This window comes from Leifsonia sp. C5G2, assembly GCF_013359685.1.
Classification (GTDB): Bacteria; Actinomycetota; Actinomycetes; order Actinomycetales; family Microbacteriaceae; genus Leifsonia.
The window spans coordinates 12,980-27,274 of record NZ_JABFMV010000018.1; the positions used below are offsets into that span (position 1 = coordinate 12,980).

Annotated in this window: 15 protein-coding genes; 3 read left to right on the plus strand and 12 right to left on the minus strand. The window is 70.1% G+C overall.

Annotated elements, in window-relative coordinates:
• Positions 1–15: 15 nt before the first annotated feature.
• Positions 16–1,470: a dipeptidase gene (locus tag HNO83_RS18160; protein ID WP_175338942.1), complete on the minus strand. Its 1,455-nt coding sequence runs from the start codon at positions 1,468–1,470 to the stop codon at positions 16–18.
• A gap of 39 nt (positions 1,471–1,509) precedes the next feature.
• Here HNO83_RS18160 and HNO83_RS18165 point away from each other — a divergent pair, with 39 nt between their 5' ends.
• Both HNO83_RS18165 and HNO83_RS18170 read left to right on the plus strand, forming a co-directional pair.
• Complete coding sequence (locus tag HNO83_RS18165) at positions 1,510–2,103, plus strand: DUF3043 domain-containing protein (RefSeq protein ID WP_175338943.1); 594 nt, start codon at positions 1,510–1,512, stop codon at positions 2,101–2,103.
• 1 nt (position 2,104) lies between these two features.
• Complete coding sequence (locus HNO83_RS18170) at positions 2,105–3,037, plus strand: RNase H family protein (protein WP_175338944.1); 933 nt, start codon at positions 2,105–2,107, stop codon at positions 3,035–3,037.
• Here the strand turns inward: HNO83_RS18170 and HNO83_RS18175 are convergent.
• Genes HNO83_RS18175 through hisD form a run of 3 tightly spaced genes read right to left on the minus strand, consistent with a single transcriptional unit; the run spans position 3,005 to position 5,865 of the window.
• Positions 3,005–4,048 carry a quinone-dependent dihydroorotate dehydrogenase gene (locus HNO83_RS18175; protein WP_175338945.1) on the minus strand — a complete coding sequence of 348 codons (1,044 nt, stop codon included), beginning with the start codon at positions 4,046–4,048 and terminating at the stop codon, positions 3,005–3,007. The genes HNO83_RS18170 and HNO83_RS18175 overlap by 33 nt on opposite strands.
• A 19-nt stretch (positions 4,049–4,067) precedes the next feature.
• Positions 4,068–4,538: a transcriptional regulator NrdR gene (gene nrdR, locus HNO83_RS18180; protein WP_175338946.1), complete on the minus strand. Its 471-nt coding sequence runs from the start codon at positions 4,536–4,538 to the stop codon at positions 4,068–4,070.
• A 16-nt stretch (positions 4,539–4,554) separates the two neighbouring features.
• A complete protein-coding gene (hisD, locus tag HNO83_RS18185) occupies positions 4,555–5,865 on the minus strand; it encodes a histidinol dehydrogenase (protein WP_175338947.1) in 1,311 nt (436 codons plus the stop codon).
• Between the two features lie 60 nt (positions 5,866–5,925).
• Between hisD and HNO83_RS18190 the strand changes: the two genes are divergently transcribed.
• Positions 5,926–6,456, plus strand: coding sequence for a flavin reductase family protein (locus HNO83_RS18190; protein ID WP_175338948.1), 531 nt, complete (start codon positions 5,926–5,928; stop codon positions 6,454–6,456).
• Positions 6,457–6,546: 90 nt separating this feature from the next.
• Here the strand turns inward: HNO83_RS18190 and dnaE are convergent, their stop codons facing one another.
• From dnaE to HNO83_RS18230, 8 genes are all read right to left on the minus strand, one after another.
• The gene (gene dnaE, locus HNO83_RS18195) at positions 6,547–10,065 is read right to left on the minus strand and encodes a DNA polymerase III subunit alpha (protein ID WP_175338949.1); all 3,519 of its coding nucleotides are present in this window, start codon (positions 10,063–10,065) and stop codon (positions 6,547–6,549) included.
• Between the two features lie 70 nt (positions 10,066–10,135).
• Positions 10,136–10,561, minus strand: a complete 426-nt coding sequence (locus HNO83_RS18200) for a helix-turn-helix domain-containing protein (protein WP_175338950.1) — start codon at positions 10,559–10,561, stop codon at positions 10,136–10,138.
• Between the two features lie 45 nt (positions 10,562–10,606).
• A complete protein-coding gene (locus tag HNO83_RS18205) occupies positions 10,607–10,816 on the minus strand; it encodes a type II toxin-antitoxin system HicA family toxin (RefSeq protein ID WP_175338951.1) in 210 nt (69 codons plus the stop codon).
• A gap of 80 nt (positions 10,817–10,896) precedes the next feature.
• A complete protein-coding gene (locus HNO83_RS18210; RefSeq protein WP_175338952.1) occupies positions 10,897–11,817 on the minus strand; it encodes an RluA family pseudouridine synthase in 921 nt (306 codons plus the stop codon).
• A complete protein-coding gene (gene lspA, locus HNO83_RS18215; protein ID WP_175338953.1) occupies positions 11,818–12,390 on the minus strand; it encodes a signal peptidase II in 573 nt (190 codons plus the stop codon).
• Between the two features lie 31 nt (positions 12,391–12,421).
• Entirely contained in the window at positions 12,422–13,237 is an 816-nt protein-coding gene (locus tag HNO83_RS18220; protein WP_175338954.1) for a DivIVA domain-containing protein, read from the minus strand.
• A gap of 148 nt (positions 13,238–13,385) precedes the next feature.
• Positions 13,386–13,682 (minus strand): YggT family protein, encoded by a 297-nt coding sequence (locus tag HNO83_RS18225; protein WP_115697119.1) that lies wholly within the window; start codon positions 13,680–13,682, stop codon positions 13,386–13,388.
• A gap of 74 nt (positions 13,683–13,756) precedes the next feature.
• On the minus strand, positions 13,757–14,284 hold the full coding sequence (locus tag HNO83_RS18230; protein WP_175338955.1) for a cell division protein SepF: 528 nt from the start codon (positions 14,282–14,284) through the stop codon (positions 13,757–13,759).
• Positions 14,285–14,295 lie beyond the last annotated feature (11 nt).

Consider the following 14,295-nt stretch of genomic DNA (forward strand, 5'->3'; position numbering starts at 1 on the left):
GAAGTGGGAATGTGCTCAGGAACCCGTGCGCGCGTTGAGACGGGCCAGCAGCAGCGCCTCCGCGAGCACGGCGCGCTTGAAGACGCCGAGGTGCAGCGACTCGTTCGGGCTGTGCGCCCGCGTGTCCGGGTCCTCCACGCCGGTCACGAGGATCTGCGCCTCCGGGAACTCCCGTACGAGGTCGGCGATGAACGGGATCGAACCGCCGATCCCGGTCTCCACCGCCTCCTTCCCCCACGCGTCGGTCATCGCGCGCTTCGCCTCGGTGGCCGCCCAGCCGGCGGTGTCGACGAGGAAGGGGTCGCCGAGGTCGACGTCCTCGATCGTCAGGTGGGCTCCGAACGGCGCGTGCGCCCGCAGGTGCCGTTCGAGCGCCTCGTAGGCCTCGCGCGCCGGCTGGCTAGGCGCGACCCGCGAGCTGATCCGCACCGACACGCTCGGCAGCAGCGTGTTGGACGCGTTCGCCACGCTCGGCGCGTCGATCCCGGTCACCGTGATGGTCGGCTGCGACCACATCCGGGACAGGATGGGGCCCTTCCCGATGCTCGTCACGCCCGGCAGGAAGCCGGCGTCGTGCGCGAGCTCCTCCTCGTCGAAGGCGGGCGGCTCGGCGGCCGCGTCGTACGAGGTCAGGCCGTCGACGGCGACGGACCCGTCGTCGGCGTGCAGCGTGGCGAGCAGCTTCACCGCGGCGAGCATCGCGTCCGGGGCCGCGCCGCCGTACATGCCCGAGTGCGAGGCGTGCTCGAGCGTGGACACCGTCAGCTTGAAGGTGACGTTGCCGCGCAGCGAGACGGTGAGGGCGGGGGTGTTCACGTCGACGTTGTCGGAGTCGGCGACGATGATGGCATCTGCCGCCAGCGCCTCCGTGTTCTGCTCCAGGAAGGTGGCGAACGAGCGCGAGCCGAACTCCTCCTCCCCCTCGATGAACACGGCGAGACCGAGGTCGAGGTCGTCGCCGAAGACGTCCTTGAGGGCGCGGACCGTGGCGACGTGGCTCATCACGCCGGCCTTGTCGTCGGCGGCGCCACGGCCGTAGAGCCGGTCGCCGCGGACCGTCGGCTCGAACGGCGGGGTGTCCCAGTTCGCCTCGTCGCCCTCCGGCTGCACGTCGTGGTGCGCGTAGAGCAGGACGGTCGGCCGTCCGTTGCGCGCAGCGCGCGTGGCGAGCACGGCCGGCTGCCCGAGGGTGTCACCGTCGCCGATGGGCGCCTGCTTGACCTCCACGCTCTCGAACATCCCGGTGTCGCCGAGAAGACCCGCCACGGCCTCCGCGCTGCGGCGCACGTTGGCCGGGTCGAAGGCGGACCACGAGACGGAGGGGATGCGCACCAGCTGCGAGAGGTCGGCGATCGCCGACGGCAGCCCGGCCTCGACCGCGGCCCGCACCTCCCGCTCTGCCGCGTCCTCCGCGGTCGTCGTGGTGTCGCCGTCGGCGCGCGGAACGGGAGTCTCTTGGCTGGCTGTCATGCGGGTAATCTTAAAGCCCACACAACCGAAGGCTCGAAGTTGGCAAAGCGACAGAACCCGGCCGAGGCGGCGACGCCCGTGGCCGAGACCCCCGAAGAGACGGCAGAGCGGCTGAAGCAGGGCAAGGGCGTCCCCACGCCGAGCCGCCGCGAGCAGGAGGCCGCGCGCAAGCGTCCGCTGGTGCCGACCGACCGCAAGGAGGCGGCCCGCGCCGCCCGAGCCAAGCAGGCGGAGGCCCGCGAGAAGGCGCGCATCGGCATGGCGGCCGGCGACGACCGCTACCTGACCGCCCGCGACCGCGGACCGCAGCGCCGGTACGTGCGCGACTACGTCGACGCGCGGTTCTCGATCGGCGAGTTCCTCATCCCGGTGATGCTCATCGTCATCGTTCTCACGTTCCTCCCCTGGCCCGCCATGCAGGTCTACGGCCTGTTCGCGCTGTGGGGCTTCTTCCTCATCGCGGTCATCGACTGCTTCGTGCTCGGGTTCCTGATCCAGCGGCGCATCGGCGAGAAGTTCGGCAAGACGAAGGTGGAGCGCGGGCTGCGCTGGTACGGCGCGATGCGCGCCCTGCAGCTGCGGGTCATGCGCCTCCCGAAGCCGCAGGTCAAGCGCGGCCAGTTCCCGAGCTGACGTGGCGATCGTCGCGGCGGCGGACGGCTCCGCCCTCGGCAACCCCGGCCCTGCCGGCTGGGCCTGGTACGTGGACGACGCCCACTGGTCGGCGGGCGGCTGGCCGCACGGCACCAACAACCAGGGCGAGCTCATGGCGGTCATCGACCTGCTGGAGTCCACCGCCCATCTGGGCGAAGACCTGCACATCTTCTGCGACAGCCAGTACGTCATCAACGCGGTGACCAAGTGGATGCCGGGCTGGAAGCGCAAGGGCTGGCGGAAGGCCGACGGCGCCCCCGTGCTCAACCGCGAGCTTCTGGAGCGGCTGGACCGCGGTCTCGCCGGGCGCACCTACCGATTCGAGTGGGTCAAGGGCCACGCCGGCCACGAGCTCAACGAGGCCGCCGACGAGCGCGCCCGCGCCGTGGCGCTGGCGTACCAGAAGGGCGACCCCATCCCGATCGGTCCCGGCTGGCCCGACCCTGCCGCGGCGGGGCGCGCCGAGACGGTGGAGGCTGCGGCCGCCGCACCGGAGCCGACGCCTGCCGAGGCCCCGGCCGAGCAGGACACGACGGTCGCCTTCGATCTGTTCGACTCCCTCCCGACCGAGGAGTCGGACGAGGAGGTCGTCGCCCGGCTGGAGCGCGAACTGCTGGAGCCCGCGGTGCGCTCCGACGCGTCCCGGCTCGCCGAGCTGCTGCACCCGTCGTTCGAGGAGATCGGCCGCTCCGGCCGGCTCTGGGGCCGCGACGCGCTTGTGTCCGAGCTCGCCGACGAGGGGCCGTTCACGGCCGGCCTCGAGGTGCTCGGTGTCGACCGGGTCGCCCCCGAGGCACTGCTGCTCACGGCACGCACGACCGACGACCGCGGCGCGACGCTGCGCAGCTCCCTGTGGGTGCGCAGCTCCGGGCGCTGGCGCCTACGCTTCCACCAGGGCACGCCGGAGGCGTAGCAGCCCGCGATTGATCTGCCGCGCCCACAGCGGGCCGCGGTAGAGGAACGCGGTGTATCCCTGCACGAGGGTTGCGCCGGCGTCGAGCCGCTCCTGCACGTCCTCGGCGGTCTCGACGCCGCCGACCGAGATGACGCACAGCTCCGGCGGGACCACCGCGCGGATGAGGCGCAGTACCTCGAGCGACCGGGCGGCCAGCGGGGCGCCGCTGAGTCCGCCGGCGCCCGCGGCCTCGACGACGGCCGGGTCCGTCACGAGACCCTCGCGGGAGATCGTGGTGTTGGTGGCGATGATGCCGGCGAGCCCGAGCTCCACCGCGAGACGTGCGAGGCGCTCCACCTGCTCGTCGGTCAGGTCGGGCGCGATCTTCACCAGCAGCGGCGTCTCCCCCGCGACCTCCTTCACGGCGGTCAGCAGGGGGCTCAGCAGTTCCAGCTCCTGCAGCCCGCGCAGGCCAGGGGTGTTCGGCGAGCTGACGTTGACCACGAGGTAGTCGGCGACGGGCGCGAGCGCGCGGGCGCTGGTCAGGTAGTCGGCCGTCGCATCCTCGACCGCGACGACGCGAGACTTGCCGATGTTGACGCCCAGCACGGGACGTCGACGAGCCCGACGCACCTTCAGCAGCCGGTTCGCTGCGGCCTCCGCGCCGTGGTTGTTGAAGCCCATCCGGTTGATGACCGCACGGTCGGGGATGAGCCGGAAGAGGCGCGGCTTGTCGTTGCCGGGCTGTGGGCGGGCGGTGATCGTGCCCACCTCCACGTGCCCGAATCCGAGCGCGCCGAGGCCGAGGACGCCCTCGCCGTCCTTGTCGAAGCCGGCCGCCACGCCGAAGGGCGAGTCGAACCGGTGCCCGAGCGCCTCCACCGCGAGAGACGGGTCGGCGCCGGTGAACCGGCGCGCCAGGCCGCCCAGACCGACGGCCGGGAGGGTGCGGATCACCACGAAGGCGAGGTGGTGGGCCCGCTCGGGGTCGAGGCGGGAGAGGACGAGGTCGAAGAGTGCGCGATACATGCCGATAGCAGAATATCTGCTATCCGGCTTCGACCGGCTCCGGATGGTGCGCCAGCCGCAGCGAGCGGATGGCCTCCTCGAAGTCGTCGAGCGAGTCGAAGCCCTGGTACACGCTCGCGAAACGCAGGTACGCCACCTCGTCGAGCTCGCGCAACTCGGGCAGGATCGCGAGCCCGATGTCGTTCGCCTCGATCTGCGACGCGCCGGTGGAGCGGATGGTCTCCTCCACCTTCTGCGCGAGCACAGCGAGGTCGGAGTCGGTGACCGGCCGGCCCTGGCAGGCCTTGCGCACGCCGAGCACGATCTTCTCGCGGCTGAACGGCTCCGCCACCCCGCTGCGCTTGATCACGCTGAGGCTCGCGGTCTCCGTCGTCGAGAAGCGGCGGCCGCACTCCGGGCACTGCCGGCGCCGTCGGATGGACAGGCCGTCGTCGCTCGTGCGCGAGTCGATGACGCGGGAGTCCGGGTGGCGGCAGAAGGGGCAGAACATGGAGGGATTCTATCGCTCAGCGGGTGCGGAACCGCTGAGTGACCGCTTCCCCGTGGGCCGGGAGGTCTTCGGCGGTCGAGAGGGCGACGATCCGGTCCGCGACCTCGCTCAGCGCCTCGCGGTCGTAGCGCACCACCTGCTGCGGGCGCAGGAACGAGTACGCGCCGAGGCCCGGCGAGAAGCGGGCCTGGCCTCCGGTGGGCAGCACGTGGTTGGAGCCCGCGAGGTAGTCGCCGAGGCTGACCGGCGAGGTCGGGCCGACGAAGATGGCGCCGGCGTTGTGGATGGATGCGAGCAGCGCCTCCGGGTCGGCCGTCTGCAGCTCGAGGTGCTCGGGGCCGTAGGCGTTGCTGAAGGCCGCAGCCGCGTCCAGGTCGTCCACGAGCACCACCGCGGACTGCGGGCCGCCGAGGGCCGTGCGCACGCGCTCGGCGTGCTTCGTGTCGTCGGCGAGGCGGCCGAGCTCTGCGACCACACGGTCGGCGAAGGCGGGGCTGTCTGTGACGAGCAGCGACGCCGCGGCCTCGTCGTGCTCCGCCTGGCTGACCAGGTCGGCCGCGACGTAACCCGCGTCCGCCGTGTCGTCGGCGATGACGAGGATCTCCGTCGTGCCCGCCTCCGAGTCGATCCCGGTCTGGCCGCGGACGACGCGCTTCGCCGCCGCCACGTAGATGTTCCCGGGCCCGGTGATGACCTGCACGGGCGCGAGGCCGAGCTCCTCGACACCGTAGGCGAGCGCGCCGATCGCGCCGGCGCCGCCCATGGCGTACACCTCGTCGATGCCGAGCAGGCCGGCGGCGCCGAGGATGACGGGGTGGACCGCTCCCCCGAACTCGCGCTGCGGGGGGCTGACCAGGGCGACGGACGCGACGCCGGCGACCTGAGCCGGGACGGCGTTCATCACGACGCTCGACGGGTAGACGGCCTTCCCGCCCGGGACGTACAGGCCCGCACGCTCGACCGGCTCCCAGCGCTGCACGATGCTCGCGCCGGGCCGGATGACGGTCTCGGCGGCAGGCGGCACCTGCGCGGCCGTCGCCCGGCGGACGCGGGCGATGGCCTCCTCCAGCGCCTCCCGGACGTCGGCAGGAAGCCCGGCGACGGCGGCGTCGATCTCGGCCTGCGGCACCCGGACGGAGGCGGGCGCACCGCCGTCGAAGCGCTCGGCCTGCTCGCGCAGGGCGGCGGCGCCGCGCTCCCGCACGTCGGCGATCAGGTCGGCGGCGACGGACATCGCGACCTGCACGTCCACGACGGGACGGGGCACGAGGCGCTGGAAGGCGGCGCGAGTAGGCTGGACACCGCGGAGGTCGATGGTCTGGATCATGGCCTATCCAGCCTACCGACATGGAATCCCGGACCGCCCCAGAACGTTGGCAGAGCATAGATGAACAGCGCATCCCCCGACCCCACCGACGGCGCCGTCAGCGACGCGACCCCGGACCTCGTGGCGTTCCGCCAGGCGTTCCGCCGGCACGCCGCCGGGGTGGCGATCGTCACCGCGCAGCGGGAGGACGGCACGCCCGTCGGCTTCACGGCGACCTCACTGGCCTCGCTCGCGGCGGTGCCTCCGCTCGCGACGTTCAACATGGCCCTGTCGGCGTCGAGCTGGCCGGCGATCGCGGAGACCGATCGCGTCGTCATCCACACGCTCGGCGTGCGCAACCGCGAGGTCGCGCAGATCCTCTCGGGCGACAACCAGCAGCGCTTCCTCGGCGACCACTGGTACCGCGGCCCGCACGGCCTGCCCGTGATCCGCGACACGACGGCGTGGATGGTCGGCCGTATCCTCGAGCGCACCCAGGTGCACAACAGCGCCGTGGTGATCGTGCAGATCGAGGAGGGCGCCCTCGGCGAGGACGACGCCCCGCTCGTCTACCACGAGCGCACCTACTGGCGCCCCGGCACCCCGGTCTGAGCCGCCCGCGTCCGCCGAGTGGTGACATGATGTCGCCACTCGGCGCGGATTACCGCGTCTACTCACCACTCGGCGGGTGAGCGGGCAGGGTCAGACGAGGCAGTTAGGGCCCAGGAGGGCTTTCAGTTCGCCGTAGAGGTCCGGGGAGACCCGGACGGGCTTGGGGACCTCGAACACGCGGGCGACCTGGCCTTTGACCAGGCGCAGGCGGACCTCGGCCTCGCCGGGGTGGCGCGCGAGCACCTCGGCCAGGGACGAGACCGTGTCCGTGGTCGCGCGCTGGTCGGGCATCGTGATCATCAGGGTCCCGCCGACGTCGTCGGCCTGGCCGAGGTCGGGAGTCATCAGCGAGTAGGCGTGGAGGTTCATGCCGTCGTCTCGCATGCTCACCCGGCCGCGCACGACGACGATGGTGTCGCCCTTCAGCGCGTGCGAGTACTCCTGATACGCCTTACCCATGAACATCACGGTGATCTCGCCGCCGAAGTCCTCGACCTGGATCATGCCGTACTGGTTTCCGGACGCCTTCGCCACGCGATGCTGCACGCTCGTGACGAGGCCGGCGACCGTGACCGTGTCGCCGTCCTGCGTGTTCTCCGACGACACCAGCTCGGCGATGCCCGTGCTCGCGAGCTTGGCCAGCTGCAGCTCGAGTCCGGCGAGCGGGTGGTCGGAGACGTACAGGCCGAGCATCTCGCGCTCGAAGGCCAGCTTGTCGCGTTTGGCCCACTCCGGCCTGTCCGGGATGTGGTGCTGGGTCTGCGCCACTTCGTCTTCGCCCCACAGGCTGTCGAAGTCGAAGCCCACGTCGCCGTTGGCCTCGTTGCGCTTGATCTTGACGGCCGACTCCACCGCGTCCTCGTGCACCTCGACGAGCGACCGCCGGGTGTGCCCGAGCGAGTCGAACGCGCCCGCCTTGATGAGCGACTCGACGGTGCGCTTGTTGGCGGCGTGGATGGGCACCTTGTTCAGGAAGTCGTGGAACGACTCGAACCGGCCCTTGCTCTCGCGGGCCTCGCGAACGCCCTCGACGACGTTCGCGCCGACGTTGCGGACGGCGCCCATGCCGAAGCGGATGTCCTCGCCGACGGCGGCGAAGTACAGGTTCGACTCGTTGACGTCCGGCGGGAGCACCTTGATGCCCATTCGGCGGCACTCGTTGAGGTAGAGCGCCATCTTGTCCTTCGAGTCGCCGACGCTCGTCAGCAGGGCGGCCATGTACTCCGCCGGGTAGTGCGCCTTGAGGTACGCGGTCCAGTACGAGATCACGCCGTAGGCGGCGGAGTGGGCTTTGTTGAACGCGTAGTCGGAGAACGGGAGCAGGATCTCCCACAGCTTGTTGACCGCGTCCATCGAGTAGCCGTTGTCGGTCATGCCCTGGGAGAAGCCCGCGAACTGCTTGTCCAGCTCCGACTTCTTCTTCTTGCCCATCGCGCGGCGCAGGATGTCTGCTTGGCCGAGCGAGAATCCCGCGACCTTCTGCGCGATCGCCATCACCTGCTCCTGGTAGATGATGAGGCCGTAGCTGGTCGAGAGGATGTCGGCGAGCGGCTCGGCGAGCTCCGGGTGGATGGGCGTGATCGCCTGCAGGCCGTTCTTGCGCAGCGCGTAGTTGGTGTGCGAGTTCGCGCCCATGGGGCCAGGGCGGTACAGCGCGATGAGCGCCGAGATGTCCTCGAAGTTGTCCGGCTTCATCAGCCGCAGCAGCGAGCGCATCGGGCCGCCGTCGAGCTGGAACACGCCGAGAGTGTCGCCCCGGGAGAGCAGCTCGTACGCGCCGCGGTCGTCGAGCGCGAGGTCTTCGAGGACGAGCTCCTCCCCGCGGTTGTCGCGGATGTTGTCGAGGGCGTCGTTGATGATGGTGAGGTTGCGGAGCCCCAGGAAGTCCATCTTGATGAGGCCGAGGGACTCGCAGGCCGGGTAGTCGAACTGCGTGACGATCTGGCCGTCCTGCTCCCGCTTCATGATCGGGATGACGTCGATCAGCGGGTCGGACGACATGATCACCCCGGCCGCGTGCACGCCCCATTGGCGCTTCAGGTTCTCCAGGCCCAGCGCCGTGTCGAACACGGTCTTCGCCTCGGGGTCGGACTCGACCACCGCGCGGATGTCGACCGCCTCCTTGTAGCGGGGGTGGTCCTTGTCGAAGATCCCGGTGAGCGGGATGTCCTTTCCCATGACGGGCGGCGGCATCGCCTTCGTGAGCTTCTCGCCCATGGAGAACGGGAAGCCGAGCACTCGGCCCGAGTCCTTGAGCGCCTGCTTGGCCTTGATGGTGCCGTAGGTGACGATCTGGGCGACGCGCTCGGAGCCGTACTTCTCGGTCACGTACTTGATGACCTCGCCGCGGCGGCGGTCGTCGAAATCGACGTCGAAGTCGGGCATGGAGACGCGGTCGGGGTTGAGGAAGCGCTCGAAGATGAGCCCGTGCTGCAGCGGGTCGAGGTCGGTGATCCGCATCGCGTACGCGGCCATGGAGCCCGCACCGGAGCCTCGGCCGGGGCCGACGCGGATGCCGTTGCGCTTCGACCAGTTGATGAAGTCGGCGACGACGAGGAAGTAGCCCGGGAAGCCCATCTGCGAGATCACGCCGATCTCGTAGTCGGCCTGCTTGCGCACCTCGGGCGTGATGCCGTCGGGGTAGCGCTGCTCGAGGCCCTTCTCGACCTCCTTGACGAACCAAGTCTGCTCGGTCTCGCCCGCCGGGACCGGGAAGCGCGGCATGTAGTTGGCGGCGGTGTCGAACTGCACGTCGCAGCGCTCGGCGATCGCGAGGGTGTTGTCGCACGCGTCGGGGTAGTCGCGGAACAGCTGCCGCATCTGCTCCGGGGTCTTGAGGTAGAACTCGTCGGCGTCGAACTTGAAGCGGTTGGGGTCGTCGAGCGTCGAGCCGGACTGCACGCACAGCAGCGCCGCGTGGCTCTTGGCGTCCTCAGCGTGGGTGTAGTGGAGGTCGTTGGTGGCGACCAGCGGCAGGCCCAGGTCTTTCGCCAGCCGGATGAGGTCGGACATGATGCGGCGCTCGATGCCGAGGCCGTGATCCATGATCTCGGCGAAGAAGTTCTCCTTGCCGAAGATGTCGCGGAAGTCGGCCGCAGCGGCACGGGCGGCCTCGTACTGACCGAGCCGCAGGCGGGTCTGCACCTCGCCGGAGGGGCAGCCGGTGGTGGCGATGATGCCCTTCGAGTACCGGCTGAGCAGCTCGCGGTCCATGCGCGGCTTGAAGTAGTAGCCCTCCATCGACGCGTACGACGACAGCCGGAACAGGTTGTGCATACCCTCGGTCGTCGCCGCGAGCATCGTCATGTGCGTATAGGCGCCGGAGCCGGAGACATCGTCGCCGCCGCCGTCTCCCCACCGGATACGGGTCTTGTCAGTGCGGTGCGTGCCCGGCGTGAGATACGCCTCGGTGCCGATGATCGGCTTGATGCCCGCGTCGGTCGCCGTGCGCCAGAAGTCGAACGCGCCGAACATGTTGCCGTGGTCGGTGATCGCGACGCCGGGCATGCCCTGCGCGGCCGCCGACTCGATGAGCGGCTTGACGCGCGCCGCTCCGTCGAGCATCGAGTACTCGCTGTGGACGTGGAGGTGGACGAAGGAGTCGCTCATGACCCCTTCAGCCTAAGGCCGACGGCCGACCTTCGCAGGCCGACTCACAGGCCCGGAGTACGACTTCCCGTCAGGCGCTGGCCCGCTCCGGCAACGCCTCGGGCCCGCCGTCTCGGCGCTGCGCCAACTGGTGGACGCGCTGCGGAGAAAGGCCGAGGATCCGGCCCGTGTCTTTCATGGTGAGCCCTTCAGCCCGGAGAGCCTGGACCGCCGCTCGCCTGAGAGCGGCCGCGGTCGCCTCATCCCTCCGTGCCCGATCTTCGAGCGTCACGGCCTCATCCCATGCGGCTCGCGCCGATTCGGGAATCTCGACGGCGACATCCACGTCGACGGTGTCCGGGTCGATGTCGAACCACAATCCGATCACCTCACGGGCGACCTCCTCGACCTCCGAGAGATGACGCGCCTGACCGACCGTATCGGGATCCTCCACCGTGACGAGCCACCATCGCCCGTCGCGTCGGGCTGTGGCGTGATAGGTCTTCCGCTCAATCATTGCCCTGTCCCTCCATCCGTCCGCCTCATCATCCGCTCCGCCTCGTCATCGCCAGCTCTGCGGGGTTTCCGGCAGCTTCTTGATCAGCTGTCCGACGATCCCCGCACTCACCTCGCCGTGAACGGGGATGGACTCCTTCACGGACTCATCGGGCAGACCCCAGAGTTCGTGGCTGCCCTTTGCATGGCGAAGGTAGACCCAGCCGTTCGCTCGGACGACCTTGATGACGTCGCGGTGTTTCTGCGGCTTCGGCATCACGATACTCTAGCCCCCCTAGATGAGTCCATCAACCGGGGCTAGATATATTTGTCCGCTATTGCCGGGGCGCGGACGACCTACGACGCCCGGAGCACGTCCAGGGCGTGTTGCAGGTCCTCCGGGTAGGTGGTCCGGAAGGTGACCCACTCCCCCGTCGCCGGGTGCTCGAAGGCGAGCTGGACGGCGTGCAGCCACTGCCGCGTGAGGCCGAGCTTCGCGCTCAGCACGGGGTCGGCGCCGTACATCGCGTCGCCGACGCAGGGGTGGCGCTGGGCGGCCATGTGCACGCGGATCTGGTGGGTGCGGCCGGTCTCCAGGTGGATCTCCAGCAGGCTGGCCGCGGGGAACGCCTCGATCGTCTCGTAGTGCGTCACCGACGGCTTCCCGCCGGCGACGACGGCGAACTTCCAGTCCGACCGGGGGTGGCGGCCGATCGGCGCGTCGATCGTGCCGGAGAGCGGGTCGGGATGGCCTTGCACGACGGCGTGGTAGATCTTCTCGACCGTGCGGTCGTGGAAGGCGCGCTTCAGCGCCGTGTACGCGCGCTCTGACTTCGCCACGACCATGAGGCCGCTCGTCCCGGCGTCGAGGCGGTGCACGATGCCCGCGCGCTCGGCCGCGCCCGAGGTCGAGATGCGGAAACCGGCCGCGGCGAGGGCGCCGAGCACCGTCGGGCCTTCCCAGCCGACCGAGGGGTGGGCGGCGACCCCCACGGGCTTGTCGACCACGACGATGTCGTCGTCGTCGTAGACGATCGTGAGGTCGGGGACGGCGATCGGGACGATCTCGACGTCCGACTTCGGCTGCCAGGTCACCTCGAGCCAGGAGCCGGCGCTGAGGCGGTCGGACTTGCCTGCTTCACGGCCGTCGACGGTCACCCCGCCGGCCTCGGCGATCTCGGCGGCGAAGCTGCGCGAGAAGCCAAGGAGCTTGGCGAGTCCTGCGTCGACGCGCGAGCCCTCGAGCCCGTCCGGGATGGGGAAGCTGCGCGACTCCATCTAGCTCTTCGGCTCGTCGCGCCGGTCCGGAGCGGGCTCGGCGGCGTCCGGCTCGACATCCAGTCCGGCGTCCGTCTCGTCGACGCCGTCCTCGTCATCGTCGTGCGCGTGCCGCCCGTCCAGCCCGACTCCGCGAAGGGTCAGGATCAGGAACAGCGCCATGCTCGACACGATCGCCACGTCGGCGAGGTTGAAGATGGCCGGCAGCAATGGGATCTGCAGGAAGTCGACCACATGGCCGACACCGAAGCCCGGTTCCCGGAAGAGCCGGTCGGTCAGGTTGCCGAGCAGGCCCCCGAGCAGCAGACCGAACAGCACGGCCCAGGCGGTCGAACGGATGCGCGGGGCGTACCAGATGACAAAGCCGAGGACGCCGACGCCGACGATGGAGAAGATCCACGTCGAACCGCTGCCGATGGAGAAGGCAGCGCCTGCGTTCTTCACGAAGTGGAACTGGAGGAGCTGGCCGAGGACCTCGATCTGCTGGCCCTCGAAGAGGTTCGAGACGACGAGGACCTTGGCGATCTGGTCGATGAGGTACACGCAGAGCGCCACCACCGCCAGGATCACCAAGGCCTTGACGCTGACCTTGGGCCGGGAGGGATTAGCCTCCAAAGCCGGGGAAGACCGGGGGCTGGCCCTGGCTGCTGGAGTCGTCGGAGCCGCCGGCCGGAACGGGTGCGGGCACGCCGCCCGCGTTCACGGACGCGCCGGAGCGGGGAGCAGAGCCGCCGCCCTGGACGGGCGCGTCGAGGTCGCGGAGCTGACCCTCGATGTACGACTTGAGGCCCTTGCGGTAGTCGCGCTCGAACGTGCGGAGTTCGTCGATGCGGCACTCGAGGGTGGTGCGCTCCTGGTCGAGGGCGCTGATCTGGGCGCGCTGCTTCGACTCGGCCTCCGCCACGATGCGGGCGGCGGTGGCGTGGCCCTCGGCGATGAGCTGGTCGCGCTTCTCGACACCCTCGCGCACGTGCTCCTCGTGGAGGCGGCGCGCGAGCTGCAGCAGGTTGTTGGTGGCGTTGGGGTCGTTCGCGTCGTCGGCGGGCGCCTGGTAGGCCGGAGCGGCCTGCTGGGCCTGCTCGGCCTGCTGCTTGGCCGCAGCGGCCTCCTGCTGCGCCTGGGCGAGGCGCTGCTTGAGCTCCTCGTTCTCGCGCTGCAGGCGCTCGGCCTGGCCGTTGTCGGCCTGCGCGGCGGGAGCGGCCGCCGCGGGGGCACCCTGGCCGCCGCTGCGCTGCAGCTCCGCGATGCGCGAATCGCTCGCCACGAGGCGCTGCTTGAGCTCCTCGTTCTCCTGGTTCAGGCGACGCAGCTCGACGACGACCTCATCGAGGAAGTCGTCGACCTCGTCCTGGTCGTAGCCCTCGCGGAACTTCGTCGGCTGGAACCGCTTGTTGACTACATCTTCCGGAGTCAGCGCCATGGCAAGCCACCTTAGATCGTGAAATTGGAACTGGAACGCGTTCAGTCAACGCTAGCAAAGCGGGCGTCTGTCGCGCGATCCGGCGCACGGTCAGCGCGTCGGTCGCTCAACGATACAACGGCCCGTCCCGCGGGAGCCGGAGCGACGCTCAGCGGAATCCCAGGGTGACGTACAAGCCGATGATGACGACGAGCATCGTCAGGCTCCAGCCGAAGTCGAAGGCGACCGGCCCCATGGAGACCCGCGGGATGATGCGGCGGAAGAAGCGGATGGGCGGGTCGGTCACCACGTAGGTCGACTCTGCCAGCACGAGCCCGAAGCCCCGCGGCCGCCACTGGCGCGCGAAGACGCGCACCAGATCCAGCACGAACCGTGCCCACAGCACGAAGAAGTAGATCAAGAGGGCGTAATAGAGGACGGTCGCGAGGATCGAGACGATGATCACCCCTCCAGTATGGACGAAAGCGCACCGGCTCCCCTGTGAGGCAGCCGGTGCGCTTTCGTGCGTTGCTGGAGGCGTCAGGCCTGGGCGAAGAAGGACGCGTCGACCTCGGCGTCCTGGCCGCCGTGCTCGCCGGAGACGACCACGTGGCTCGGCGAGAGCAGGAAGACCTTCGGCGTGACCCGCTCGATCTTGCCGTAGAGGCCCTGCGACAGGCCGCTGGCGAAGTCGATCAGCCGGCGGGCGTCGCCCTCGCTCATCTGCGAGAGGTTGATGATGACCGGGATGCCCTCCCGGAACGACTCGGCGATCGCCTGGGCGTCGCGGTACTGGCGGGGGTGGACCGTGAGGATCTCGTTCATTTCCTGTACCGATGCATTCCGTGCGGTGTTGGTCTTGCGCAGCGGCGTGACCGGAGCGCGGCCGGCCGCGGGCGCGACCGGAGCGGGATGGGGGACGGCCTGGACCGGCGACGGGGCGGGGGTGTGCACCGGCGCCTCGCGTCGCGGCTGGTGCGACGTCTGCTCCTGCGGCTGGTCGTCGAACTCCAGCTCCTCGTCGGCGAGGCCCAGGTAGACCATCGTCTTCTTCAGCGGGTTGGCCATGGCTTCCTCCG